This window comes from Trinickia mobilis (assembly GCF_017315705.1).
Classification (GTDB): domain Bacteria; phylum Pseudomonadota; class Gammaproteobacteria; order Burkholderiales; family Burkholderiaceae; genus Trinickia_A; species Trinickia_A mobilis.
This window is the reverse complement of sequence record NZ_JAFLRF010000049.1, coordinates 14637-36939: the sequence shown is the minus strand read 5'-3', so window position 1 is coordinate 36939 and position 22303 is coordinate 14637. Positions and strand designations below refer to the sequence as shown.

19 protein-coding genes and 1 pseudogene are annotated in these 22303 nt (G+C 62.6%); 11 read left to right on the top strand and 9 right to left on the bottom strand.

Going from position 1 to position 22303, the window contains the following annotated elements:
• From J3489_RS32945 to J3489_RS32935, 3 genes and pseudogenes are all read left to right on the top strand, one after another.
• Positions 1 to 318: pseudogene (locus tag J3489_RS32945) on the top strand (hypothetical protein); the annotation flags it as partial.
• 301 nt (positions 319 to 619) lie between these two features.
• Positions 620 to 1429, top strand: a complete 810-nt coding sequence (locus J3489_RS32940) for an MFS transporter (RefSeq protein WP_309491459.1) — start codon at positions 620 to 622, stop codon at positions 1427 to 1429.
• A gap of 118 nt (positions 1430 to 1547) precedes the next feature.
• Positions 1548 to 2612 carry a mandelate racemase/muconate lactonizing enzyme family protein gene (locus J3489_RS32935; protein WP_207005008.1) on the top strand — a complete coding sequence of 355 codons (1065 nt, stop codon included), beginning with the start codon at positions 1548 to 1550 and terminating at the stop codon, positions 2610 to 2612.
• A gap of 170 nt (positions 2613 to 2782) precedes the next feature.
• On the opposite strand, the gene J3489_RS32930 is transcribed toward J3489_RS32935, so the two are convergent.
• The 6 genes from J3489_RS32930 to J3489_RS32905 form a co-directional block, all read right to left on the bottom strand.
• Complete coding sequence (locus J3489_RS32930; RefSeq protein ID WP_207005007.1) at positions 2783 to 3088, bottom strand: panthothenate synthetase; 306 nt, start codon at positions 3086 to 3088, stop codon at positions 2783 to 2785.
• A gap of 182 nt (positions 3089 to 3270) precedes the next feature.
• Positions 3271 to 4038, bottom strand: a complete 768-nt coding sequence (locus J3489_RS32925; protein ID WP_242540493.1) for an amino acid ABC transporter ATP-binding protein — start codon at positions 4036 to 4038, stop codon at positions 3271 to 3273.
• A complete protein-coding gene (locus J3489_RS32920) occupies positions 4035 to 4703 on the bottom strand; it encodes an amino acid ABC transporter permease (RefSeq protein ID WP_207005006.1) in 669 nt (222 codons plus the stop codon). The genes J3489_RS32925 and J3489_RS32920 overlap by 4 nt, the downstream gene beginning before the upstream one ends.
• A 17-nt stretch (positions 4704 to 4720) precedes the next feature.
• Positions 4721 to 5476, bottom strand: coding sequence for a transporter substrate-binding domain-containing protein (locus tag J3489_RS32915; RefSeq protein ID WP_207005005.1), 756 nt, complete (start codon positions 5474 to 5476; stop codon positions 4721 to 4723).
• Between the two features lie 51 nt (positions 5477 to 5527).
• Complete coding sequence (locus tag J3489_RS32910; RefSeq protein WP_207005004.1) at positions 5528 to 6277, bottom strand: IclR family transcriptional regulator; 750 nt, start codon at positions 6275 to 6277, stop codon at positions 5528 to 5530.
• Between the two features lie 330 nt (positions 6278 to 6607).
• Positions 6608 to 7312: a GntR family transcriptional regulator gene (locus J3489_RS32905; RefSeq protein ID WP_207005003.1), complete on the bottom strand. Its 705-nt coding sequence runs from the start codon at positions 7310 to 7312 to the stop codon at positions 6608 to 6610.
• A gap of 174 nt (positions 7313 to 7486) precedes the next feature.
• Here J3489_RS32905 and J3489_RS32900 point away from each other — a divergent pair, with 174 nt between their 5' ends.
• The 8 genes from J3489_RS32900 (at position 7487) to pyk (ending at position 16204) form a co-directional block, all read left to right on the top strand.
• Positions 7487 to 8707, top strand: coding sequence for a pyridoxal-phosphate-dependent aminotransferase family protein (locus tag J3489_RS32900; protein WP_207005002.1), 1221 nt, complete (start codon positions 7487 to 7489; stop codon positions 8705 to 8707).
• A gap of 259 nt (positions 8708 to 8966) precedes the next feature.
• Positions 8967 to 10253 carry an MFS transporter gene (locus J3489_RS32895; protein WP_207005001.1) on the top strand — a complete coding sequence of 429 codons (1287 nt, stop codon included), beginning with the start codon at positions 8967 to 8969 and terminating at the stop codon, positions 10251 to 10253.
• 25 nt (positions 10254 to 10278) lie between these two features.
• Positions 10279 to 11037: a 2-keto-4-pentenoate hydratase gene (locus J3489_RS32890; protein WP_207005000.1), complete on the top strand. Its 759-nt coding sequence runs from the start codon at positions 10279 to 10281 to the stop codon at positions 11035 to 11037.
• A 273-nt stretch (positions 11038 to 11310) separates the two neighbouring features.
• A complete protein-coding gene (locus J3489_RS32885) occupies positions 11311 to 12324 on the top strand; it encodes a 2-keto-3-deoxygluconate permease (protein ID WP_207004999.1) in 1014 nt (337 codons plus the stop codon).
• Positions 12325 to 12345: 21 nt separating this feature from the next.
• On the top strand, positions 12346 to 12762 hold the full coding sequence (locus J3489_RS32880) for a GlcG/HbpS family heme-binding protein (protein WP_207004998.1): 417 nt from the start codon (positions 12346 to 12348) through the stop codon (positions 12760 to 12762).
• A 41-nt stretch (positions 12763 to 12803) separates the two neighbouring features.
• Positions 12804 to 13781, top strand: a complete 978-nt coding sequence (locus J3489_RS32875) for a 2-hydroxyacid dehydrogenase (protein ID WP_207004997.1) — start codon at positions 12804 to 12806, stop codon at positions 13779 to 13781.
• A gap of 65 nt (positions 13782 to 13846) precedes the next feature.
• Positions 13847 to 14734 (top strand): 2-hydroxy-3-oxopropionate reductase, encoded by an 888-nt coding sequence (glxR, locus tag J3489_RS32870; protein WP_207004996.1) that lies wholly within the window; start codon positions 13847 to 13849, stop codon positions 14732 to 14734.
• 57 nt (positions 14735 to 14791) lie between these two features.
• On the top strand, positions 14792 to 16204 hold the full coding sequence (gene pyk / locus J3489_RS32865) for a pyruvate kinase (RefSeq protein WP_207004995.1): 1413 nt from the start codon (positions 14792 to 14794) through the stop codon (positions 16202 to 16204).
• Between the two features lie 107 nt (positions 16205 to 16311).
• Here pyk and J3489_RS32860 read toward each other — a convergent pair whose 3' ends face one another.
• The 3 genes from J3489_RS32860 to J3489_RS32850 are packed head-to-tail and all read right to left on the bottom strand — an operon-like array spanning position 16312 to position 22201.
• The gene (locus J3489_RS32860; protein ID WP_207004994.1) at positions 16312 to 19431 is read right to left on the bottom strand and encodes an efflux RND transporter permease subunit; all 3120 of its coding nucleotides are present in this window, start codon (positions 19429 to 19431) and stop codon (positions 16312 to 16314) included.
• A complete protein-coding gene (locus J3489_RS32855; RefSeq protein ID WP_207004993.1) occupies positions 19428 to 20636 on the bottom strand; it encodes an efflux RND transporter periplasmic adaptor subunit in 1209 nt (402 codons plus the stop codon). The genes J3489_RS32860 and J3489_RS32855 overlap by 4 nt, the downstream gene beginning before the upstream one ends.
• Positions 20633 to 22201 (bottom strand): efflux transporter outer membrane subunit, encoded by a 1569-nt coding sequence (locus tag J3489_RS32850; protein ID WP_207004992.1) that lies wholly within the window; start codon positions 22199 to 22201, stop codon positions 20633 to 20635. The genes J3489_RS32855 and J3489_RS32850 overlap by 4 nt, the downstream gene beginning before the upstream one ends.
• Between the last annotated feature and the right edge of the window lie 102 nt (positions 22202 to 22303).

Sequence of the window (22303 nt, the reverse complement as noted above, 5' to 3'; positions counted from 1 at the left end):
GGTGCAGTGTTGTTCTATCGCATATCCGCGAGTGTTTTGGCACGGTTCCCGAACGCAAGCGTGGACTCCCGCATGGTTATAACGCGCTATATCGCGAATGGCAATGTCCGGGCCGCAGCACTGCAGATGCAGCCATATGGCGGCGGCTTGTCAGTCGCCCGGAGCAGTTTGGCATACGGTTACCTGGGACCCGTGCTTGTTGCCGCAGTGATCGCGCTCCTTTCGGCAGCGTTTTGCTGGCTGTTGATAGATCCTCGCGAGACAGCGCCGCATAGTATGGCGCCGACAGGAGAGTCGATTGCGGTATCCGTCGACTAAACGTGAGTATGGACGCAATCAGGGCTAGCAGTAGGCAGGCAAAACGAAGGCACTGCCTAACGAAGCGGGACACGGAGCACGCTGCGGACAACAACAAGTCTTTCCTCCGGGAGTAGGCAATATGGAAAAGACACGACTTGCGATGCCGACAAAGGCGCGCTGGTACGTCGGCCTTACGGCCGACCACTGGCGTGTCCTTCGGGGGGGCTTTTTGGGGTGGATTTTTGACGGCTTCGAGGCTCTCGCCGTCGTTGTCGTTCTTGCTCCAATGCTGAAATCGCTTTAGACGCCGGAGCAGGCAATCTCGACGCCCCTCTACGCCGGAGCCGTGCTCGGCATCACCTTGCTCGGCTGGGGCGTCGGAGGTCTTGTTGGTGGCATCATGGCCGACTACGTCGGCCGGAAGACGATGATGCTATGGTCGGTGCTTCTGTATGCGCTGTTTTCGGGGTTGACCGCGTTTTCCTCGACATTCGTTGTCCTTTGCGCATTGCGCTTTCTCACGGGACTCGCCATGGGTAGCGAATGGAGCACCCTTCTCACACTGGTGCTCTCGATCATCTCTACGGTGGGCTGGTGGGCGATTTCCACTTGGCTGCCAACCTTCACAGTGAGTCTGGCAAAAGCGCAAGGGATATCCGACGCAGCGTCGTGGGGCACGAGGATATCCATCTTCTACACTACGGGCGCGATCGTGGCCTACCTGTTGGCCGGCTTCATCGTTGACTTCATCGGACGGCGAGTTTTTTTGTTTCTTACCTTCGTCGGCGCGCTTACTACAACTATCATTACGTATCAGTACACCAGCTCCATTGCATCCATGGAGATCATCGCTCCGATAAACGGGTTTTTCACGCTCGGATGTGCATACGTCTGGATGGCGATCTACCCTGCCGAGCTGTTCACGTCGACCGTACGCTCGACTGCAATTAGCTTTGTATTCAACGCCGCACGTCTGATTGCGTGGGTATTCCCCATCATCTCCGGTTCGATGATCAAGACGTTCGGCGGAGTATCGCACGCCGCACTTACGATGGGTGCATGCTATGCACTTGGGCTGATTATCCCGTGGCTGCTTCCTGAGACGACCGGCCAAGGCATGCCGGAATAGCAATCTGGCAGTGTGCGTTATCGATACTTTGGATGGGCCATTGGAAAGTTGGCCGGCGTGGCTGTGTCGACAGCGTATCCTTTATTGACGCAGCAGCGCAGTCGAGTGAGGACCAAAGATGACGATCGCGCAGATAAGGAATCATCTCCTGCATTTCCCGCTTCGCTCGCCCGTGGGCGGCTCAGGTGTTTCAAGCGTGGACGTATTGATAACGGAACTCTTGCTGGCGTCCGGAGCTAGCGGCTTAGGGTTTTCGTACGTCCTGAGCGGCAGCGGCAAGGCGGCCTATACCTCAGCCGAGCTGTTGGCGGAAAGCATCGTCAATACAAAGCTCGACCATCCTGCGGCTACTTGGCGAAGGATGCATGCGACGTTCAACCGAACCGGCCCGGGACCAAACAATATCGCGATTGCTGCCATCGATGTCGCGTGCTGGGATGCCTATTCCCGTGAGCGGGGTGAAGTTCTCGGCATTACATTGGGCGGCACGTCGCGAGCCATTCCGGTGTACGGCAGTGGAAAATACAACGCGAGGCAAAGTCCTCGCGAAGCCGCAGACGTTACCAAAATGCACGCCGAGGCGGGATTCAAGGCCGTCAAGCCGCGCATCGACGGCAGCAGGTCCGGGAGGGAAGTGCTGGAGGCGGTTCGCGACGCGGCACCGCCGGGACTAGAGCTGATGTGCGACATCAACGAGAAGTGCACAGCGTCCCAAGCTCAACGAGTGATGAGCATTGCGCGAGAGTGCGGCTATCTCTTCGTGGAAGAACCGCTACCATCGGATGACGTGGCAGGTTACCGCGCGATAGCTCGGGCCTTTCCGCGTCTGGCCGCCCTCGGCGAACACCTCCAAGGTGTGAAAAGCGCGCTACCCTTTCTGACGGAGGGTTTATGCGGCGTGATCCAACCGGACCTTGCGATGATTGGAGGAATGACACCCGCATTAGAGGTCTCGCGCGTCGCTCATGCGTTCGGCGTCGAAGTTTCCCCTCATTTTTTGCCGGGCTTGTTTGTTCACTTAGGCTACGCTTGTCCAAATTTGACGTGGCTTGAAGACTTTCCCTTGCTTGAGCCGTTGTTTACTGGATGGCCGGAGACTGTCCACGGAAACCTGATCGCACGCGATGCAGTCGGGCATGGGCTGACGCTCGGCGAGGACGTTCTGGAGCGCTTCAAAGCATGATTTTCGCGGGTGCGCTACACCGCAGACAAGCCTGTCTTCTTCGGGCATCACAGATCATCGGAAGGCCGCCCGTTCACCCCGTGTGTGTTGAGGAAATCCCGGGTTCCGGTAACGGAAGTGGGTTCAGCGGGCGGATTGGGGCGTACGTTACCGATCTCACTGACCGTTCATCACGCCCACTTCTTCCCGAGTTCCGGCAGACCGGCCTTTTGCAGATCCTCGGGGCTCATCACAAGGCGGAACTTGCAGTTGGCCTGGAAGTTGAGATAAAAGGGCTCCGCAAAAGCGGGAATGTCGGATGAATTTTGTACGTCGATCAGGAAGATCCCGCAGCGCATGCCGTCTTGCTCAGTGAAGTACACCGCCTCCGGTTTGATAGTTTCCAGGATACGTCCAATAATCTCCTCCGCCTTCCCGCTTCTGACGAGGGAGTTGAAGGGCTCGTGAGGGATCTCGACCGTAAGTAGCATCTTCATAATGCGATTCTCCTTTCAACTTGGTACGCTGTAGCCAGACGTTTGCCTCTGGCTCTCATGTCGCCCGACATGCATTCGACGGATCCGCCGGTCCGTATCGCTAAGAATAGTCGAGTATGAGTTGGCGGCACTGTGTATTTTGATCTTCTTCTTCATCGAGAGGCCGGTCGCGAACGACTGGCTCATGCGCGCGCCAGCACCGCTTGCAGGAAGGTCCGCGTGCGCGGCTGCGCCGGCGAAGTGAAGATTGTCGAAGGCGGTCCCGCCTCGACGATCTCTCCGCCGTCGATCACCACCACGACGTCGGCCACTTCCTTCGCGAAGCCCATCTCGTGCGTGACGACCACCATGGTCATGCCCTCGGAGGCCAGCAGCTTCATCACCTGCAAGACTTCACCGACGAGTTCCGGGTCCAGCGCGGAGGTTGGCTCGTCGAACAGCATCACGCGCGGCTGCATCGCAAGGGCGCGCGCGATCGCGACGCGCTGCTTCTGGCCGCCTGAGAGACTCGCAGGCATGACGTGTGCCTTGTGCGCGAGCCCGACTTTCTCGAGCAGCGCAAGCGCGGCCGCCTCGGCCTGCCCCTTCGACGCGCCGCGCAACATGCGCGGCCCGACTGTGATGTTGTGCAGCACCGAGAGATGCGGGAAGAGGTTGAACGACTGGAACACCATGCCGACTTCCGTGCGCAGCGCATTCAGCGCACGGTCCTTGAGCATCGTCCCGTCTTCGACGAGGCGATGGCCGCAGATATCGATGGCGCCGCCCTCGGGCTGCTCGAGGCCGTTGCAGCAGCGCAGGAACGTGCTCTTGCCCGATCCGCTCGGGCCGATCACCACTACCACTTGCTGCGGCTCGATGTCGAAATCGATGCCGTTGAGCACGCGATGCGAGCCGAACGATTTTATCAGTCCGCGAATGCGAACGATCGGGTCGGATTTCGCGCTCATTGAACCATTCCTCCTGCGCGCAGACGGCGCTCGGCGCGATGCAGCACATAGTTGGTCGTCTGCGTGAGCACGAGATAGACGAGCGCGATCACGAGATACACCTCTAACGAGCGGTACGAAACGCTAATGATCTTCTGGCCTTCATGCATCAGATCGTCGATTGTCAACAGCGAAACGAGCGCGGAATTCTTGATGAGCGCGATGAATTCGTTGCCGAGCGGCGGAATCATGCGAACCACCGCCTGCGGAAGGATGATCGCGCGCATGGCTTGCCCCGACGACATGCCGATGGAGCGCGCTGCCTCCATCTGCCCGCGATCGACGGACTGGATCGCGCCGCGTACGATCTCGGACACGTAAGCGGCCGAATAGAGACCGAGCCCCAGCATGCCGCATACGAACGCGGGCAAGAGGATGTTGAACTGCGGCAGGCCGAAGAACAGCAGAAACAGCTGCACGAGCAGCGGCGTACCCCGAAAGAAGATGAGATAGCCCGTGCAGAAGCCGTAAATCAAGCGCCGTTGCGGCGCGAGCCGGCCGATGCCGATCAGCAGCCCGAGCATGCAGCTGAGCACGAGCGACGCGGCGGTCACTTCCACCGTGACCAGCGCGCCGTGTGCGATGTCGGCCCAACCGGCGATCGCCGGAGAGAAGTCGAGTTGCATGGGTGAGATCGGCGGGGTTACTTCGCGCTCGTGCCGAACCACTTGTTCACGATCTGGGCATAGGTGCCGTCCGCCTTGATCTTCGCAAGCGCTGCGTTGAGCGCTTCACGCAGTTGCGGTTCGTCCTTGCGCACGGCGATGCCATAGGCTTCTTTCGTCAGCTCTGTGTCGAGCACGCGAAAACCCGCGCGAGTGCGCGCGAACTGGTACGCAGCGGGCTTGCCGGTTACTACGGCATCGACCCGGCCGATGCCGACGAGGTCGAACATCTCCTCGTTCTTCTCGACTTCCACGCGCGTGACCTTCGGGTAATTGTCGCGCAGGAAGTTCACTGACTTCGTCCCGACCTGCACCGAAACCTTCTTGCCGTCGAGATCGGCGAGCGTCTTGATCGGCGAGTCGGCCTTGACGAGCGCAACGAGGCCCCCCGCGAAGTACGGTTGGGTGAAATCCACTACCTGGCTGCGTTCAGGTGTGATGTAGATGGCCGAGATCGCGACGTCGAAGCGATGCGCGATCAGCCCCGGAATCAGGCCCTTGAAGTCGATGTCGGTCCACTGGACCTGCTTGCCCATCACCTTGGCGAGCGCATTCATGAGATCGACGTCGAAGCCGGTGCGCTGGCCGTCTTGCGTAAACTCCATCGGCGGGAACGTCGCGTCGGTCGCGACCTGAAGGACGCTCTGGGCTTGCGCGCCAGCCGTGCCTGGGGCAGCGGCGGCAAACATGGCGACGGTCAGGCACGCGGCAGACAGCACTTTATGCAGTTTCATGGTTGGGCTCCTCTGTGGATTGTTCGGGACTTTCAGGTTCAGGTATAGGCATCACTCGGCTTGCAGGCGGGCAGAAATGGCGTTCGCAGTGCGCAACGTCCAGTCGGCGAGTTGCAGCTCTCGTCCCGCGACACGCGACGACGGCGCCATCAAGGTGATCGAAGCGTTCGCGACCGCGCCGCGCGGAACGCGCCGGAACACGGGCGCGCTCACGCCCCATACGCCCGGATCGACTTCGCCGTCGCTCACCGCGTATCCTCTCGCGCGTATCTGGACCAACTCCGTTTCGATCGCGGCACGTCCTGCTGCGTCGCCAGCGAATACGCGATCGAGCGTTTCGGCACGCGCCTTCTCGGGCAGGAACGCGAGCAGCGACTTGGCGGAGGCGCCCGCCTTGAGCGGAACCGCACGCCCTTTCTCGAACGAGCAGCGCAGCGAGTGGGTGCTCTCGATCATTTCGAGGCAGACCACCCGGTCGTTGACCGCGACGAGGAGCCCGACGCTCTCCTGCGACGCCAGTGCGAGCTGAAGCATGCGTTCGCGGCTCGCTTCGACCAGCAGCGAATTGACGTCGAAGCCGAGCGCAAGCTGCAGGCTGATCGGGCCAGGCGCGTAGTAGCCGGCGTCTTCTGTCACGAAGCCCCAGCGCTTGAGCATCGCAATCTGGCGGTAAAGCGTGCTCTGCGCGAGGCCCGTGGAGCCTTGCATGTCCTTGACGCACATGGCCTTGCCATGGCTCGCGAGTGCCGAGAGCACCAGCAGCAGGCGTTCTGCGCCGGTGACACCTGGTTCCTGTTTCACTTGGAGGATGAAAACCGAATCGATGACGCCAGCATGCCACACCACTCCCAGAAATCAAAAAATCGATTCCCATTCAGCGGGAATGATTGGGGAGTGTTTTCCCTGGCATGACGCCGGGCAGGGCAGGTGATTGAGTCGGTCGAACCGTGCGCTGGGTACGGCCCGTCATCGCTGGGGTACCGAGCATCGAGGCATAGGAGGTCGTCAGCGTCGGACCTGTACACGCCGGCCTGGCTTGTCCTGAAAGAATCAGGTTTGCTGGCGACACACAAAGTCGCGGCCGCAGCGCGCATACATGGCCACAGCGTACGACAAGCAAGTGCGGGTGAGTCAAGGCTCGTTGCCTTGACCTGGCTGCAATATTGCGTCCCGCTTGTCGAGCAGGTGCTGGCGAAGAATTTCGGCGAGACGCTTGCCATCGCGCGCATCGAGTGCCTTCAGCATTTCGTCGTGATCGTGAACTGCGCTGTCCCACTTCTGGGTCTGGAAATTCGAGCGGAACCGAAGGGCCTGGAGCCGCCGGTTCACCGCCACGTACGTCTGTCGAAGAACCGTGTTGCGTGCGGCTTCGTTGATCCGGTCGTGAATCTCCTGATTGCGGCTGTAGTAGCCGGGCAAGTCGTTCTGCGCGCGGCACGCAAGCATCGCGTAATGCAGCGCCTTGATCTCCGCGAGTTCGGCCGGCGTGATGCGCTGGCACGCCAGTTCCCCTGAGAACGCTTCCAGCCCGCTCATCACTTCGAATGTCTCCCGGATTTCGGCTTCGGTCATGCGCGACACCGTCGCGCCCCGGTTCTGCGAAATCTCGATCAGCCCCTCGGCCGCCAACACCTTGAACGCTTCGCGCAGCGGCGTGCGTGAAATGCCAAGCGTCTCGCACAGCTCGCGCTCGTTGAGCTTCGTTCCCGGCGCGAGCACGCCTTCGACGATAAAGCCGCGCAGATGCTCGACCACCGTGTCGTGCAACCGCTGCCGCTCTACCTTCGGAAGCAGGCGCAGCGAAGCCTGCTCCTGCTGAGTGGATGTCGTTTGCATACAAAATCCTTTATTTGTCCCTTGTTCCATCTTACCGCATCGCTCACGTTCGAGCATCGGGTCCCGTCCAGCCCCACCGGGTATACCCCTTAGCCGTCGCGGCAAGTTCTTCTTCCTCTTCCCGGATTCCAGTGCTAAAGTATTTTGAATGCAAAATTCAACTGGACAAGACTGATGCTCACGCTAGACTTTCACCCCGCTGGCCGCCACTTCCTGCAGATTCCCGGGCCCAGCCCCGTGCCCGACCGCATTCTGCGGGCAATAAGCTACGCGACCATCGATCATCGAGGTCCTGAATTCGGCGCGCTGGGGCTGAAGGTCCTGGAGGGGATCAAGAAGATCTTCAAGACGCAGCATCCGGTCGTGATCTATCCGGCGTCGGGGACGGGGGCATGGGAGGCGGCGTTGTCGAACACGCTGAGCCCGGGCGACACGGTGCTCATGTACGAAACGGGCCACTTCGCGACGCTCTGGAAGAAGATGGCCGAAGGCCTTGGGCTGAAGCCGGAGTTCCTCGGGCTGCCGGGTATCGAGGGATGGCGGCGCGGTGTCGATGCGCAACGGATCGAAGCGCGTCTGCGCGCCGACACTCAGCGCACGATCAAGGCTGTTTGCGTGGTGCACAACGAGACGTCGACGGGCGTCACGTCGAACATCGCCGCGGTTCGCCACGCGATCGACGCGGCGGGTCACCCAGCCTTGCTGCTCGTCGACACGATCTCGGGCCTCGCGTCCGCCGATTATCGGCATGACGAGTGGGGCGTTGATGTCACCGTCTCCGGTTCGCAAAAGGGATTGATGCTGCCGCCCGGCATCAGCTTCAACGCGCTGTCGCCGAAAGCGATCGAAGCGAGCAAGACGGCCAGGCTACCGCGCAGCTTTTGGGACTGGACGGAGATCCTCGAGGCGAACAAGACCGGTTATTGGCCGTACACACCGAATACGAACCTGCTGTACGGCTTGTCGGAAGCGCTCGAAATGATCCTCGGCGAGGGCCCGGACAACGTATTCGCGCGCCACCAGCGTCTCGCCGAAGCGTGCCGCCGCGCGGTTCGCGCGTGGGGCCTCGAAATCCAGTGCGTCGATCCCGCCGTGTACTCGCCGGTGCTGACTGGTGTGATGACGCCGGAGGGCATCGACGCGGACGCGGTGCGCAAGACGATTTATGAGCGTTTCGACATGTCGCTCGGCACCGGCCTCGGCAAATTGAAGGGGCGCATGTTCCGTATCGGCCATCTCGGCGACTGCAACGACCTCACGCTGATGGCGACGCTTGCGGGCTGCGAGATGGGGTTGAAGCTCGCCGGCGTGCCGCTCGCCGCAAGCGGCGTTGGGGAGGCCATGGCTTTCCTTGCTTCGCAGCCAAAGGCGAACACGCTCAAGGCAGCCGCCTGATCGATCGCTTGACGCGTCACGGGGGGTAGAGATCGCCTCCCGGCCTTTTTCAACTGCACCCGCAGTCGCACGAGCATGGTGCGCGCGTTCTCGCCACGCATCATGCAACGGCATCCCGTAGCGCCGCATTTTCACGATTCAACTCAAGCTACGTCCGGAACGTAGTGGCTTAAAGCGAAATGTTCGTGAGCGAACGCTCATCGAGCCGGACCCGGTGTGCCATTTTGGGCGCGTTGACCTAAAGCAACGGAGACAGATCATGAAGCGGTTTCGTGCGACTCGCGCGACCAGCGTTGTTCTCGTGATGCTATGCATCATGTACTTCATCACTTACCTCGACCGAGTCAACGTCAGTACGGCGGCGGCCGGGTTCGGCAAGGAATTTCATCTTTCTCATACGGAGATCGGTCTGGTTTTCTCGGCGTTTGCGTATCCGTATCTCGCGTTTCAGATCATCGGCGGCTGGATCAGCGACCGCTTCGGCGCGAAACGCACGCTGATCTTCTGTGGTGCGCTCTGGGCATTGGCGACGTTGCTGACCGGTCTCGCGGGCGGCCTGATGTCGATGCTCGCCGCGCGCCTCTTGCTCGGGCTCGGCGAGGGCGCGACGTTTCCCGCCTCGACCACGGCCATGGCGCGCTGGGTAGCGAAGGAAAAGCGCGGCTTTGCACAGGGCATCACGCATGCCGCGTCGCGCATCGGCAATGCGGTCGCGCCGGGCATTATCGTCATCGTCATGGTGCACTGGGGATGGCGTGAAGCGTTCTACATCAGCGGCGTGATGAGCCTCCTCTGGGTCGTGGCCTGGGCCTTGACCTTTACCGAGCATCCGGCGGATCACCCGCGCATCACCCGCACTGAACTCGACGTTCTGCCCGTGCCGAAGCCGAAGGCCCCGCGCGTGCCGTGGGGACGGCTCTTCAAGCGCATGGCGCCCGTCACGATCGTCTATTTCTGCTACGGCTGGACGCTGTGGCTGTTCCTGAGCTGGATACCCCAGTACTTCCTGCACAGCTACCACCTCGATCTGCAGAAGTCCGCGCTGTTTGCCTCGGTGGTCTTCTTTGCGGGCGTAGTGGGCGACACGCTGGGCGGGATCGTGACCGACAAGCTCTACCGCCATACCGGCAGCCTGAAGCGTGCACGCAGTTGGATGGTGTCTGTCTGCATGCTGCTCACGCTCGTCTCGCTCGTGCCGTTGATGTTCGTGCACGACCTGTATCTGTCGATGACGTGTCTTGCCGCGGGCTTCTTCTTCTCGGAGATGACGATCGGTCCGATGTGGGCGATTCCAATGGACATCGCGCAGGAGCATTCCGGCACTGCGAGCGGGATGATGAACACGGGCTCGGCTCTCGCAGCGATCATTTCGCCTGTGGCGTCGGGCTTTCTGATCGATCGCTTCGGCAACTGGGAGCTGCCGTTCGTAGTCAGCATGGCGCTCATGGCGCTCGGCGTAGTCCTCGCGTCGCGCATGCAGCCCGAATGGAAGTTCGAATTCAGCGCCGCCCCCGGCGCTCAGCCGGCCCAACAGGCTGGCGTGTGACTTTACTTCTGCAGCACAACCGACCATGACCGACCAAACCATTCTGAGCCGCCGTCTCGCACAGGCGCGCGGCGATCACACCGTCATCGAGGCCTTGCCTGCCGACCTCGCACCCTCCGACGCCGATGCCGCATACGCGATCCAGCACCAAGTTCTGGCGCTGCGTGGCGCGCGGACCGGCGGTTGGAAGGTCGGTGCGAAATCGCCGACGGGTCCGATTCAGGGTGCGCCGCTGCCGGCCGGCGATCTGCATGTGAGCGGCACGCGACTGCCGCGCCGCGCGTTCACGCCGCTCGGACTCGAGCTGGAAATTGCATTCCGCTTTGCTCGAGCGTTCGAGGCGCGCAGCGACCCCTATCCGGATGAAGAGGTGCATGCGGCGATCGGATCGATGGCGGCGGCCATCGAGATCGTGGCAAGCCGGTACGCTGCGTGGCCCAAGGTGGACAAGCTCGCGCAACTCGCCGATCTGCAGAATCACGGCGCGCTTGTGGTGGGCGAGTGGGTGCCTTATCAGGAGGACTTTCCGTTCGTCGCGCCGGCGCTGCGCTTTCAGTTCGAGGGCGCAGATATCGCTGAGGAGCGCCCTGCGAACCCCGCCGGCGATCCGCGCAGGCTGCTCCCGTGGCTCGTCAACCACTGCACGCAACGGCGCGGCATCGCGCTCACGCCGGACATGGTCGTGACGACCGGCTCCTACTCCGGGATGTTCTTCCCGAAGACCGCGGGCACCGCCAGCGGCCGGATAGCAGGGCTCGTATCCGTGGACCTCGCGCTTTTGTAGCGCTTGTGCGGCATGCGCGGCGCCGCATTGAAGAAACCGATTCTGACGTTTCGTAATCCTGAAATAGTTATGCAAGGCAACTCGCCCGATACCGCTGGCACGCAAGTGCTGATGATCGAACGCTGCACCGGGCGAGTGTGCACGACCGCTTTTCGCTGCCAGCTCCAGGCGGCGCACCCGCGCACGCGGAGGACACGACGGAGCACCACCAGGAGAGGCGGCGCCGACGGCGTCGCCAGGGACTCATGCAGTACCCAAGGAGATGAACGCATCATGCGCATATTTCAGACTATCAACAAAGTGCCCGGCGGCCTGATGGTCGTGCCGCTCTTTATCGGTATGGCAATTAACACTTTCATTCCGAATGCATTGAAGATCGGCGGGTTCACGCAGGCGCTGACCAATGTCGGTTACCCGACGGTGCTCGCCATGTACCTCTTCACGGTCGGCACCAAAATGACGCTGCACGCCGCGCCAGCCATGCTCAAGCGCGGCTTCGGCATCTTGTTCGCCAAGGTCGGCATTGCGATCGCGCTCGCGCTCGCAGTCGCGCACCTGTTCCACGGCAATCTCCTCGGCTTGTCGACACTGGCGATTCTTGCCGCGATGAACGACACCAATGGCGGGATGTTTCTCGCGCTGACAAGCGCATTCGGCAATAAGGAAGACTCCGGTACGTACGTGGCGCAAAGCATCGAGACCGGCCCCTTCGTGACGATGCTGGTGCTGGTGGGAGCGGGCCTCGCGAACATTCCGTGGCTGACGATGCTATCGGTCATTGCGCCCATCTTCGCCGGTGCCATTCTCGGCAATCTCGACCGCGAGCTGCGCGATTTCTTCAGCAAGCACGAGCCGCTTATCGTGCCGTTCATGGCTTTTACACTGGGGCAGGGGATCAACCTCAAATCGGTCTTCACGGCCGGCACGCCGGGCATCGTCCTGGGTATTGCCGTGTTCGTGGTCACCGGCTTCGTCTGTATCGCCGCCGACCGCCTGCTCGGCGGCACCGGCGTCGCGGGTGCCGCTGCGTCGAGCACGGCGGGCAATGCTGCCGGTACGCCGCAGGCCATCGCGCTTTCCGACCACAGCTACGCGGCTATCGCGCCAGCCGCGACCGTTCAGGTCGCCGCGTCGGTGATCGTGACCGCGGTACTCACTCCGATGCTGACCGCGTGGGTTTACAAGCGCACCCGGAGTCGTTCCGGCGTCGCTCCGAGCGCTGCGCTCGTCAATGAAGAAGGTCGAGCCGAGCTCGACGAGTCGCAGCGTGCCGTCAACCAGGGCTAAGTCAGAAAAGGAGAGAAGACCATGCAGAGCCTATCGTTGGAGATTGCCGACAAACTGCTCGCAGCCGCATGCACGCATGCGCACAGTGCGTACAGCAAGCCGGTTTGCGTTGCCGTGTGCGACGCATTGGGTTTTCTGATCGCGTTCAGTCGGATGGACGGGGCGCCCGTCCGCAGCATTCAGCTCGCACAGCAGAAGGCTTACACCTGTACCCGGATGGGTACGAGCACCGTTGCCTTCCTCGAACGGCTGCGGGCCGACGATGTGCCAATCGGCTTTTTTTGCGACCCGCTGCTTACCGCGCTGCCGGGCGGTGCGTTGCTTGCCGACGTGCACGGGCGAGTGCTCGGTGCAATTGGCGTAAGCGGGCTCGCGCCGGCCGACGACCAGGCGCTGGCCGAGCAGGTGGCCGCCGGGCTGCTGGGCCTTGCCGGTTGATCGGTGCTTCTATTTTCAAAATTTCAGTTAGAGAACGATTCATGGCTCACGCGAATATCTACGTTACCCGAATGATTCCGCAGCAAAACATCGATGCGCTGCGCGCCGTTCACCACGTCGAAGTCAACCCGCACGACCGCGCGCTCACACGCGACGAGCTGCTCGAGGCCGTGCGGGGCCGCGACGCGGTCATCACGCTGCTCACCGATACCGTCGACGCAGAGGTCCTCGACGCTGCCGGACCGCAGTGCCGAATCTTCGCGAACTACGCGGTGGGGTTCAACAACTTCGACGTCGCGGCGGCCACGGCGCGCAAGATCGTCATGACCAATACTCCCGGTGTGCTCGACGACGCAACGGCGGCTCACGCATGGGCGCTGCTCTTCGCGGTCACGCGCCGCATTTCGGAAGCGGAGCGCTATGTGCGCGCGGGCCGTTGGGAAGGCTGGGCGCCCATGGCCTTCATCGGCCAGGATATCGACCACAAGACGGTTGGCGTGGCTGGCCTCGGGCGGATCGGCGCGAAGTTCGCCCGTAAGGCGAAGGCGTTCGACATGAAGGTCATCTACACCGACGCGCATCCGAATCGAATGCTCGAGGACGAACTAGGCGCCACCTTCGTGGATAAGGAAACCCTGCTGCGCGAAGCGGATTTCCTGTCGCTGCATCTGCCCCTGACGCCGGAGACCCGGCATTATCTCGGCGCGCGAGAGTTTGCTCTGATGAAGAAAACGGCAGTCCTGATCAATGCCGCGCGTGGTCCGCTCGTCGACGAGCGCGCGCTTGTCACTGCGCTGCGGGAAAAGATGATTTGGGGCGCGGGGCTCGATGTGTTCGAGAACGAGCCGGACCTCGCGGACGGGCTGTCGGAACTCGAGAATGTCGTCGTCGTCCCGCATATCGCGTCAGCCACCATCGAAACGCGAATTGCGATGGGCAACATCGCGGTCGGGAACGTGCTCAGCGTTCTCAACGGAGAACGGCCGCAGAATTGCGTCAACCCCGAGGGGCTCGTTTGACCTTCCGACGGGAAACTTGCTCCCAACGGTCTTTTGCAAAGCCTGAACATTCAGAAGAGGACATTATGGCTAAAGTGGGATTCATTGGCCTTGGCATCATGGGCGCCCCGATGGCGGCCAACCTGCAACGAGGCGGTCACCAACTGTTTCTGCACGACCGCAATCCGGTGCCCGACGCGCTCGTGGCGGCTGGCGGCAAGGTCTGTCTCTGCGGGGAGGAGGTCGCGCGCGAGAGCGAGATCGTGATCGTGATGGTGCCTGACACGCCGCATGTCGAAGCCGTGCTGTTTGCCGACGATGGCGTGGCGAAGGGGCTCGGCGCCGGCCAGATCGTGGTCGACATGAGTTCGATTTCGCCGCTTGCGACGAAGGAATTCGCGACGCGAATCAATGTGCTAGGCAGCCAGTACCTCGATGCGCCGGTATCGGGTGGCGAAGTGGGGGCAAAGGCCGCATCGCTGACGATCATGGTCGGCGGCCCGCAGGAGGCGTTCGACAAGGTCAAGCCTCTATTTGAATTGATGGGCAAGAACATCACGCTCGTCGGCGGCAACGGCGACGGCCAGACCACCAAGGTGGCCAATCAGATCATCGTCGCTCTGAACATCCAGGCGGTGTCGGAAGCGTTGCTGTTTGCGTCGAAGGCCGGCGCGGATCCGGTGAAAGTGCGCCAGGCACTGATGGGCGGCTTCGCGGCGTCGCGGATTCTCGAAGTGCATGGCGAGCGGATGATCAAGCGCACCTTCGATCCGGGCTTTCGCATCGAGCTGCACCAGAAGGATCTCAACCTCGCCTTGCAGGGCGCCAAGGCGCTTGGCGTTTCCATGCCTCATACCGCATCCGCGCAGGAACTGATGAACGCCTGTGCCGCGAACGGCATGAGCAAGCTTGACCACTCCGCGTTGTGCCGGGTGATCGAATTGCTGTCCAGCCATGAAATCGCCAGCAAGTGATGAGCCATGCCGCACTCGCAAGTCGGCGCTAACCGCTGTTCATTCCGATGACCCACCATGCCTCGCCTACGAAAAGCCAAGATTGTTGCAACCCTCGGGCCTGCAACCTCCGACCTCCAAACGATTACCGATCTCTTCAATGCCGGTGTGGACGTGTTTCGGCTGAACTTCAGCCATGGCTCGCACGATGACCATCGACGCCGTTATGAAATCGTGCGGGAGGTCGAGCGCGTGTCCGGCCGGCCGATCGCGGTCCTCGCCGACATGCAGGGCCCCAAATTGCGGGTCGGCACTTTTGCGTCGGGCAAAGTCACGCTGACGTCCGGCGCGCGATTCGTGCTTGACCGAAACCCTGCTGTTGGCGATGCCGAGCGGGTCTGTCTGCCTCACCCGGAGCTGTTCGAGGCAGTGAAGCGCGGCCAATCGCTGCTGCTCGATGACGGCAAGCTTCGACTCGAAGTGCTCGACAGCGACGGCGAGTCGATCCGCACACGCGTCACGCACGGCGGCGTGTTGTCGGACCGCAAAGGAGTCAACGTACCCGACGCCGTTCTGCCGATCCCGGCGCTGACAGCAAAGGACCTGGTCGATCTTGAATTCGCTCTGTCCCTGGGGGCGGATTGGATCGCTCTGTCGTTCGTTCAACGCCCGCAAGACATGATCGAGGCCCGTGCGCGGGTAGGCGATCGCGCATGGTTGATGGCGAAGCTCGAAAAGCCCGCGGCGCTTGAACAGCTGGACGAGATCGTCAAAGTTTCGGACGCTGTCATGGTGGCGCGCGGCGACCTGGGCGTCGAGCTGCCGCCCGAGCGCGTGCCGGGCGTGCAGAAGCGGATCATTCGCGCGTGTCGCGATCACGGCAAGCCGGTGATCGTCGCGACTCAGATGCTCGAGTCGATGATCTCGGCGCCGGTGCCCACACGCGCCGAGGCGTCCGACGTTGCGACCGCGATCTTCGACGGGGCCGACGCGGTCATGCTGTCGGCGGAGTCCGCGAGCGGCAGCTATCCGGTCCCGGCCGTATCGATCATGGACCGGATCATCGGCGAAGCCGAGCGTGATCCGTTGTATCGGAGCCTCATCGACGCTCACGAGGAACTCCCGCTGCCGACGCGTGGCGACGCAATCTGTGCGGCGCTGCGCAATGTCGCGCACACGCTCGGCGCGGCGGCCACGATCACCTATACGACGTCCGGCCTCACGAGCCTGCGCGCGGCGCGGCAGCGTCCGCTGGCGCCGATTCTCAGCATCGCGCCGCGGCTTGCCACGGCACGGCGCCTGGCGCTGGTGTGGGGCGTGCATTCCACCGTCAGTGCGGATATCGAATCAATCGATGAAATGGTCACCGTCGCGCGCGGAATCGCCATGCGGGAAGGCGTGGTCCGTGAGGGCGATCAGGTCGCCATTGCGGCAGGCATGCCGTTTGGCAAGGCCGGCACGACCAATCTATTGCGCATTACAGAAATCTGAGCGGCGCCGCCCGCCAGCCGGCCATCGTGACGCTCAGTACGCACCGCGCTTCCGGGTGATCGATGCCGGCCCGACAACGCAAAATCGTCGTCCACTGCAAGCACATGTCAAGATTCCGTCTCACGCGCACGTATGAGAGTCGTATCGCCTTTGCGACGACTCCGTTCCAGCCGATGGGCCAGGCGATCAAACCACAAGTGCACCACCGGTGTCGTGAATAGCGTCAGCAACTGCGACAGGGTCAGGCCGCCGACGATCGCGATCCCCAACGGCACACGCAATTCCGCACCTGCACCGTGACCCAGCGCCAGCGGCAACGCACCGAACAGCGCGGCAAGCGTCGTCATCATGATGGGACGAAAGCGCAGCACGCAGGCCTGGCGGATTGCAGCGGTGGGCGGCAGCCCCTGCTCACGCTCCGCGACCAGCGCGAAGTCGATCATCATGATCGCGTTCTTCTTCACGATACCGATCAGCAAAATGATTCCGATCATGCCCATGATCGATAGGTCTTGATGGAACAACAACAACGCGCACAACGCGCCGACACCCGCCGACGGCAACGTCGAGATGATCGTCAGCGGATGGATTGGGCTTTCATAGAGAATGCCCAGCACGAGGTACACCACCACGAGTGCGGCAAGGATCAGATACGGCTCGCTTTGCAGCGACGTCTGGAATGCCTGTGCGGTGCCCTGGAAGGTGCCGGTGAGCGTGTCCGGTTTGCCGGTCGCGGCTTCGGCAGCACGAATCGCGGTCACTGCGTTGCCGAGCGATTGCCCTGCTGCAAGATTGAACGAGATCGTCACGGCGGGGAACAAGCCCTGGTGGTTGACGGAAATCGGCGACACATTGTTGTCGATGCTCACGAGCACGTTCAGCGGTACGAGTTCATTCGTCAGCGGCGAGCGCACGTAGAGATGCGCGAGCGCGTCGGTGGTCAACTGAAACTTCGGATCCACCTCTTCGATCACGTGGTACTGGTTCAACTCGGTGAAGAGCGTCGCAATCTGGCGCTGGCCGAACGCGTCGTAGAGCGTGTCGTCGATGGCCTGTGCGGTGATGCCGAAGCGCGAGGCCGTGCTGCGATCGATCACCAGCGTCGCACTCGTCGCCGAGGCCTGCTGGTCAGACGTCACGTCGGTCAGTTCCGGCAGCGTGGCGAGGCGCGCCGTGAGAACCTGCGCCCAGTGGTTCAGTTCCTGCACATCCGGGTCCTGCAGCGTGTACTGATACTGTGCGGCGCTGATCCGGCCGCCCACCTGAATGTCCTGGCGCACTTGCATCGATAGCGTGATGCCCATGACCTTTGCCAGCTTGGGTCTCAGCCTGTCGAGCACCTGCCCGGCACTCGCCGTACGTTGATTGAACAGCTTCAGGTTGATCATCATGCGGCCCTGGCTGACGGTCGGATTCGCTCCGATCCAGTAGTAGACGTTGTCCACCGCCGGGTCGGCTTCGACGATGCGGCCAAGCTGCTGCATTTTCGCCGCCATCGATTCCGGCGAGATATCCGGCGCAGCCTGCGCGACGCCTTGAATCAGTCCGGAGTCCTCCTGCGGGAAGAAGCCTTTCGGGATCACGACGTACAGCGCGCCCGTCGCAATGACGGTGGCGATGGTGACGCCCAGCATCGTCTTCTGGTGGCGCAGTACCCAGTCGAGCCCGTGCTCGTAACGCTGCTCCGCGGCGACGAAGACCGCCTCCAGCCCACGTTCGAGCTTGCCCGGCCCGCGGCCATTCGCGGCCGGCGTGCGGATCAGCCAGCCGCACAGCATCGGCGTGACGGTCAGCGAGACGAGCGCCGACATCAAGACGGCCGCGCTCACCGTCACCGCGAACTCGCGAAAGAGACGTCCGACGATTCCACCCATCATCAGAATCGGAATGAACACGGCGATCAGCGAGATCGTCATCGAGACGATCGTGAAGCGCACCTCGCGTGCCCCGAGCAACGCAGCGCGCATGCGCGGCACGCCCTCCTCGATGTGGCGCATGACGTTCTCGATCACGACAATCGCATCGTCGACGACGAAGCCGACGGCAATAGTCAGCCCCATCAGCGACAGGTTGTCGAGGCTGTACCCCAGCAGGTACATGACGCCGAACGTCGTGACCAGCGACAGCGGAATCGTCAGGCTCGGAATCACAGTGGCCCAGACGTTGCGCAGGAACGAGAAAATCACCATCACGACCAGCCCGACGGTCAGCATCAAGGTGAATTGCACGTCGTGTACCGACGCGTTGATTGTCTGCGTGCGATCGCCGACCACGTGGACATGCGCCGCCGCAGGCAACGATGCCTCCAGTTCCGGCAAATGGGCCGTGATGTTGCGGATGGTGTCGACGACGTTGTAGCCGGGCTGCTTGTGGACGTCGATAATGATCGCGCGCTCGTGCTGCAGCCATGCGGCCTGCTGCGTGTCTTCGGCGGCGTCGATCACCGTGCCGAGGTCCTGCAGGCGAATCGGCGCGCCATTCTTGTAGGCGACAACGAGGTCCCGATAGCCGGCGGCCGTCGTGATCTGGTCAGTCGCATTGAACACGACCGAGCGGTCCGGGCCGTTCAGACTGCCCTTCGGCGCATTGACGGTTTGCAGGCCGACGATCGAGCGCACGTCCTCCAGCGTCAGACCGCGCGCTGCGAGTTTGTCGGGATCGATACGAATACGCACCGCAGGACGCTGTTGACCGTGAAAATCGACGAGACCGACGCCCGGCATCTGGGAGATCTGCTGGGCAAGAAAGTCTTCGGCGTAGCTGTCGAGTTGCGTGAGCGTGAGCGACGGTGATGTCAAAGCGAGCGACAGCAGCGTGAAATCGGCCGGATTGGTTTTCTCGTAAGTCGGCGGATTCGGCAGGTTCTTCGGCAGCGTGCCGCCGGCCGCGTTGATCGCGGTCTGCACGTCCTGCGCGGCGCTGTTGATGTCGCGCGACAGATCGAACTGGATCGCAATGCTCGTTGTGCCGAGCGAGCTCGACGAGGTCATTTGCGTAATGCCGGAGATGTTCGACAGTTGCCGTTCGAGCGGTGTGGCCACCGAGGTCGCCATCGTGTCCGCGCTGGCGCCGGGCAGGTTCGCGACGACCTGGATGGTCGGAAAATCCACTTGCGGCAGTGGAGCGACCGGTAACAGGAAATACGCGACGATACCGACCAGCAATACCGCAATCGCCAGAAAGCTCGTCGCAACGCGCCTCTGAATGAACCGTTCGAGGAGGCTCATGATGGAGCGTCCATACCCGTCACGGGCGCGGCAGCGGCGGCTTGCGCCTTCGCGCTGACAAGGGTTGCCGCCACGAGCGCACCTGGGTTCAGGCGGCTTTGTCCGTCGAACACGATCAGGTCCCCGGCCTTGATGCCGTGGCGAATCTCGGTCATGCCGTCGACGCTTGCGCCAGTCTGCACCGCCCTCATCTGCGCCTTGCCGTCCGGCGCGATCAGGTACAACTGCGTGCCCGCCTGCGTATTGACGATGGCGCGGCTCGGCACGGCAATGCGCTGACGGTCCGTCTGCACCAGCACACGGGCGTTGACGAGTTCGCCCGGCCACAGCTTGCGGTCTGTGTTGGCAAACGACGCCTTCAGTTTGATCTGGCCGGTGGTCGGATCCACCTGGCTATCGATAAAGACGAGCGATCCCTGGGCGACCGTCTCGCCGTCAGTACGGGTCGTGACGCTCACCGGCAGCGGCGCCGTCGCCTGATTCGCAAGCAGCGCCGGCAACACGTCCTGCGGCACGGAGAACAGGACGTCGATCGGTTCCATCTGTGTGAGCGTGACGATACCGGTGGTATCGGTGGGGTGGACGATCGCACCGACGTCAGCTTCACGGGCACCCACGCGGCCTGTAAAAGGCGCGTTCAGCGTCGTGAAGCCGAGTTGCAGGCGGTCGTTCTGCACTAGCGCGGCGTCGGCCGCGACGGTCGCGGCGAGCGATTTGACCTGCGCCCTTGCCGTGTCGACGCTCTGCGAGGTCGCCGCGCCGATGCCAACGAGCTTCGAATAACGCGCGAGGTCGAGCTGCGCGTTCTCGAGGCTCGCTTCATCCTTGCGCTGCGTTGCCTCGGCCTGCCGCAGCTGTGCGGTGAGCGGTCCCTGGTCGAGTTGGGCGAGCAGTTGCCCGCGCTTCACGTCCTGCCCTTCGTTAAAGGCGACGCGTTGCAACTGACCGTCCACGCGCACTTTGACGTCGACGGTATTGAGCGCCTGCACGGTCCCGACGGCCGCCACGCGGATCGGAAAATCGGCGACGATCGCATGGCCGGCGTTCACCGGAACGGCGGCCGCAGGTGCGCTGGCATGGTGTCTCGGCCACTGCCACCACGCGAGCAGCGCGAGCCCCGCCACGATTATCGCTATAGCGGGAAGAGGAAACCGGCGACGCGGCCGGGGCGGCTCTTCCGGAGGGATATCTGCGGCGTGATTCATGGCGCGATGGGATTCGGTAGGGAAGGGCGCTGCAGGAAGGCATCTGTGACGACGACGGTCGTGGCGGCATTCCCGACGGGAGCGGCAGAAACGGCAGGAGCGACGGAAGCGGCACCGCCAGCCCCACCTTGCTCGCCGCTTCCGTCGGTCAGGCCGAAGCCGCCGCCAAACGCCCTGAACAGACTGACCGACGCCTGCAAGCGGGCAAGGCGTGTCTGCACGAGCGTGTCCTCAGACTGATAGAGCGTGCGTTGCGTATCGAGCACCGTCAGAAAGTCGATCGTGCCGAGTTTGTATTGCGCGTCGGCCAACATCGCGGCCTTGCGCGCGGCATCGGCCGCGGCCTGGTCGGCGACTTCAACTTGTTGCTGCTGCGTGGCGGCGCTCAACGAATCCTCGACGTCCTGCAATGCGCTCACGACGGTCTGGCGATAGTCCGCGACGCTCTTGGCCTCGGCTGCCTCGCTTGCGTGCAACTGCCCGCGCAGCGCGCCGCCGTCGAAGACCGGCGCGGCCAACGACGCAGCGAGGCTCGCGAACGGACTCGACAGGAAGTTCGATAGCGACCGGCTGCTCAAACCGCCGTCGGCGGTCAGCACAATGCTGGGGAAGAACGCCGCCCGCGCGGCGCCGACGTTGTAGTTCGCCGCCTGCAACTGCGCTTCCATCGAACGGATATCGGGCCGCGTATCGAGCAGGTTCGACGGCAAGTTCGGGCGGGGTCGCGGCACCGGGATGTCGGCCAGTTCAGCGCCCGCCACGGTAAATCCTTCCGGCGCGCTGCCGACCAGCGTGGCAAGCAGGTGCAGGTTCTGGTCGAGTTGTTGCTGCAGCGCCGGGATCGCCGCCTGAAACGTCGCCACGGCGTTGCGCTGCTGCTGGACCTGCAACTCCGTCGCGACGCCCGCATCCTGCTGAGCGAGCAGCAGCGTCAGGATCTTCGCAGCGTCGTTTGAAATGGTCTGTGCGAGCGCCACGCGCTGCCGCAAGCTCTGAATCTGAAACCAGGTATCGACAACCGATGCGGTCAATGTCAACGCGACCGTGTCGCGGTCAAACACGCTGGCTCGCGCAAGCATCTGCGCCGAGTGGGCGTTGGCGGCATTGAGCCCCCAGAAATCGACCTCGTAGCCCGCTTCCGCGAACAAGCTCTGTCCGTGGGTCGACGAACCCGAGTTGGCGCTATTGCTACGCTGGTGGCTACGGTCGAACGTGCCGTTAAGCGTCAGCGACGGGTACAGCGGCGCGCCGGCCTTTTCGGCGTTGGCGCGCGCGGCGGCCACAGTGGCGACAGCCGATGCCAGCAAGAAATTGTGCTGCAGGCTACGCTCGACGAGCGCGTTGAGCGCCGGGTCCTGATAGGCACGCCACCAGCCGCTTCTGACCGGCACCGTATCGGCCAGCGACGCCTGCGCAGCGCCGCTCCAGGCCGTCGCCATAGGCGCAGCAGGACGCTGGTAGGCTGGCGCAAGCGAGCAGCCGGGCAACAGCGCCAGCGCCAGCGCGCACCCGAGCAGCGGCACCCGCGATACGCCTGGCACAACGCGACCGGACAACCGGAGCATAAACAGGATTCCTCGCAACATGAACGTCGCGAGGATAGCTAGGCCGTCCTGTCCGGCCTTTCGCTCGATTATTAAAAAACTTTAATGTGCGACGGCAAGCGG

Bases quoted from the DNA above. Each gene is read 5' to 3' on its own strand.
- J3489_RS32905 (WP_207005003.1), bottom strand. From the start codon at position 7,312: ATGCAAACGACATCCACTCAGCAGGAGCAGGCTTCGCTGCGCCTGCTT.
- J3489_RS32895 (WP_207005001.1), top strand. From the start codon at position 8,967: ATGAAGCGGTTTCGTGCGACTCGCGCGACCAGCGTTGTTCTCGTGATG.
- J3489_RS32890 (WP_207005000.1), top strand. From the start codon at position 10,279: ATGACCGACCAAACCATTCTGAGCCGCCGTCTCGCACAGGCGCGCGGC.
- J3489_RS32885 (WP_207004999.1), top strand. From the start codon at position 11,311: ATGCGCATATTTCAGACTATCAACAAAGTGCCCGGCGGCCTGATGGTC.
- J3489_RS32920 (WP_207005006.1), bottom strand. From the start codon at position 4,703: ATGCAACTCGACTTCTCTCCGGCGATCGCCGGTTGGGCCGACATCGCA.
- pyk (WP_207004995.1), top strand. From the start codon at position 14,792: ATGCCTCGCCTACGAAAAGCCAAGATTGTTGCAACCCTCGGGCCTGCA.
- J3489_RS32915 (WP_207005005.1), bottom strand. From the start codon at position 5,476: ATGAAACTGCATAAAGTGCTGTCTGCCGCGTGCCTGACCGTCGCCATG.
- J3489_RS32860 (WP_207004994.1), bottom strand. From the start codon at position 19,431: ATGAGCCTCCTCGAACGGTTCATTCAGAGGCGCGTTGCGACGAGCTTT.
- J3489_RS32900 (WP_207005002.1), top strand. From the start codon at position 7,487: ATGCTCACGCTAGACTTTCACCCCGCTGGCCGCCACTTCCTGCAGATT.
- J3489_RS32930 (WP_207005007.1), bottom strand. From the start codon at position 3,088: ATGAAGATGCTACTTACGGTCGAGATCCCTCACGAGCCCTTCAACTCC.
- J3489_RS32935 (WP_207005008.1), top strand. From the start codon at position 1,548: ATGACGATCGCGCAGATAAGGAATCATCTCCTGCATTTCCCGCTTCGC.
- J3489_RS32925 (WP_242540493.1), bottom strand. From the start codon at position 4,038: ATGAGCGCGAAATCCGACCCGATCGTTCGCATTCGCGGACTGATAAAA.
- J3489_RS32880 (WP_207004998.1), top strand. From the start codon at position 12,346: ATGCAGAGCCTATCGTTGGAGATTGCCGACAAACTGCTCGCAGCCGCA.
- J3489_RS32850 (WP_207004992.1), bottom strand. From the start codon at position 22,201: ATGCTCCGGTTGTCCGGTCGCGTTGTGCCAGGCGTATCGCGGGTGCCG.
- J3489_RS32875 (WP_207004997.1), top strand. From the start codon at position 12,804: ATGGCTCACGCGAATATCTACGTTACCCGAATGATTCCGCAGCAAAAC.
- glxR (WP_207004996.1), top strand. From the start codon at position 13,847: ATGGCTAAAGTGGGATTCATTGGCCTTGGCATCATGGGCGCCCCGATG.
- J3489_RS32855 (WP_207004993.1), bottom strand. From the start codon at position 20,636: ATGAATCACGCCGCAGATATCCCTCCGGAAGAGCCGCCCCGGCCGCGT.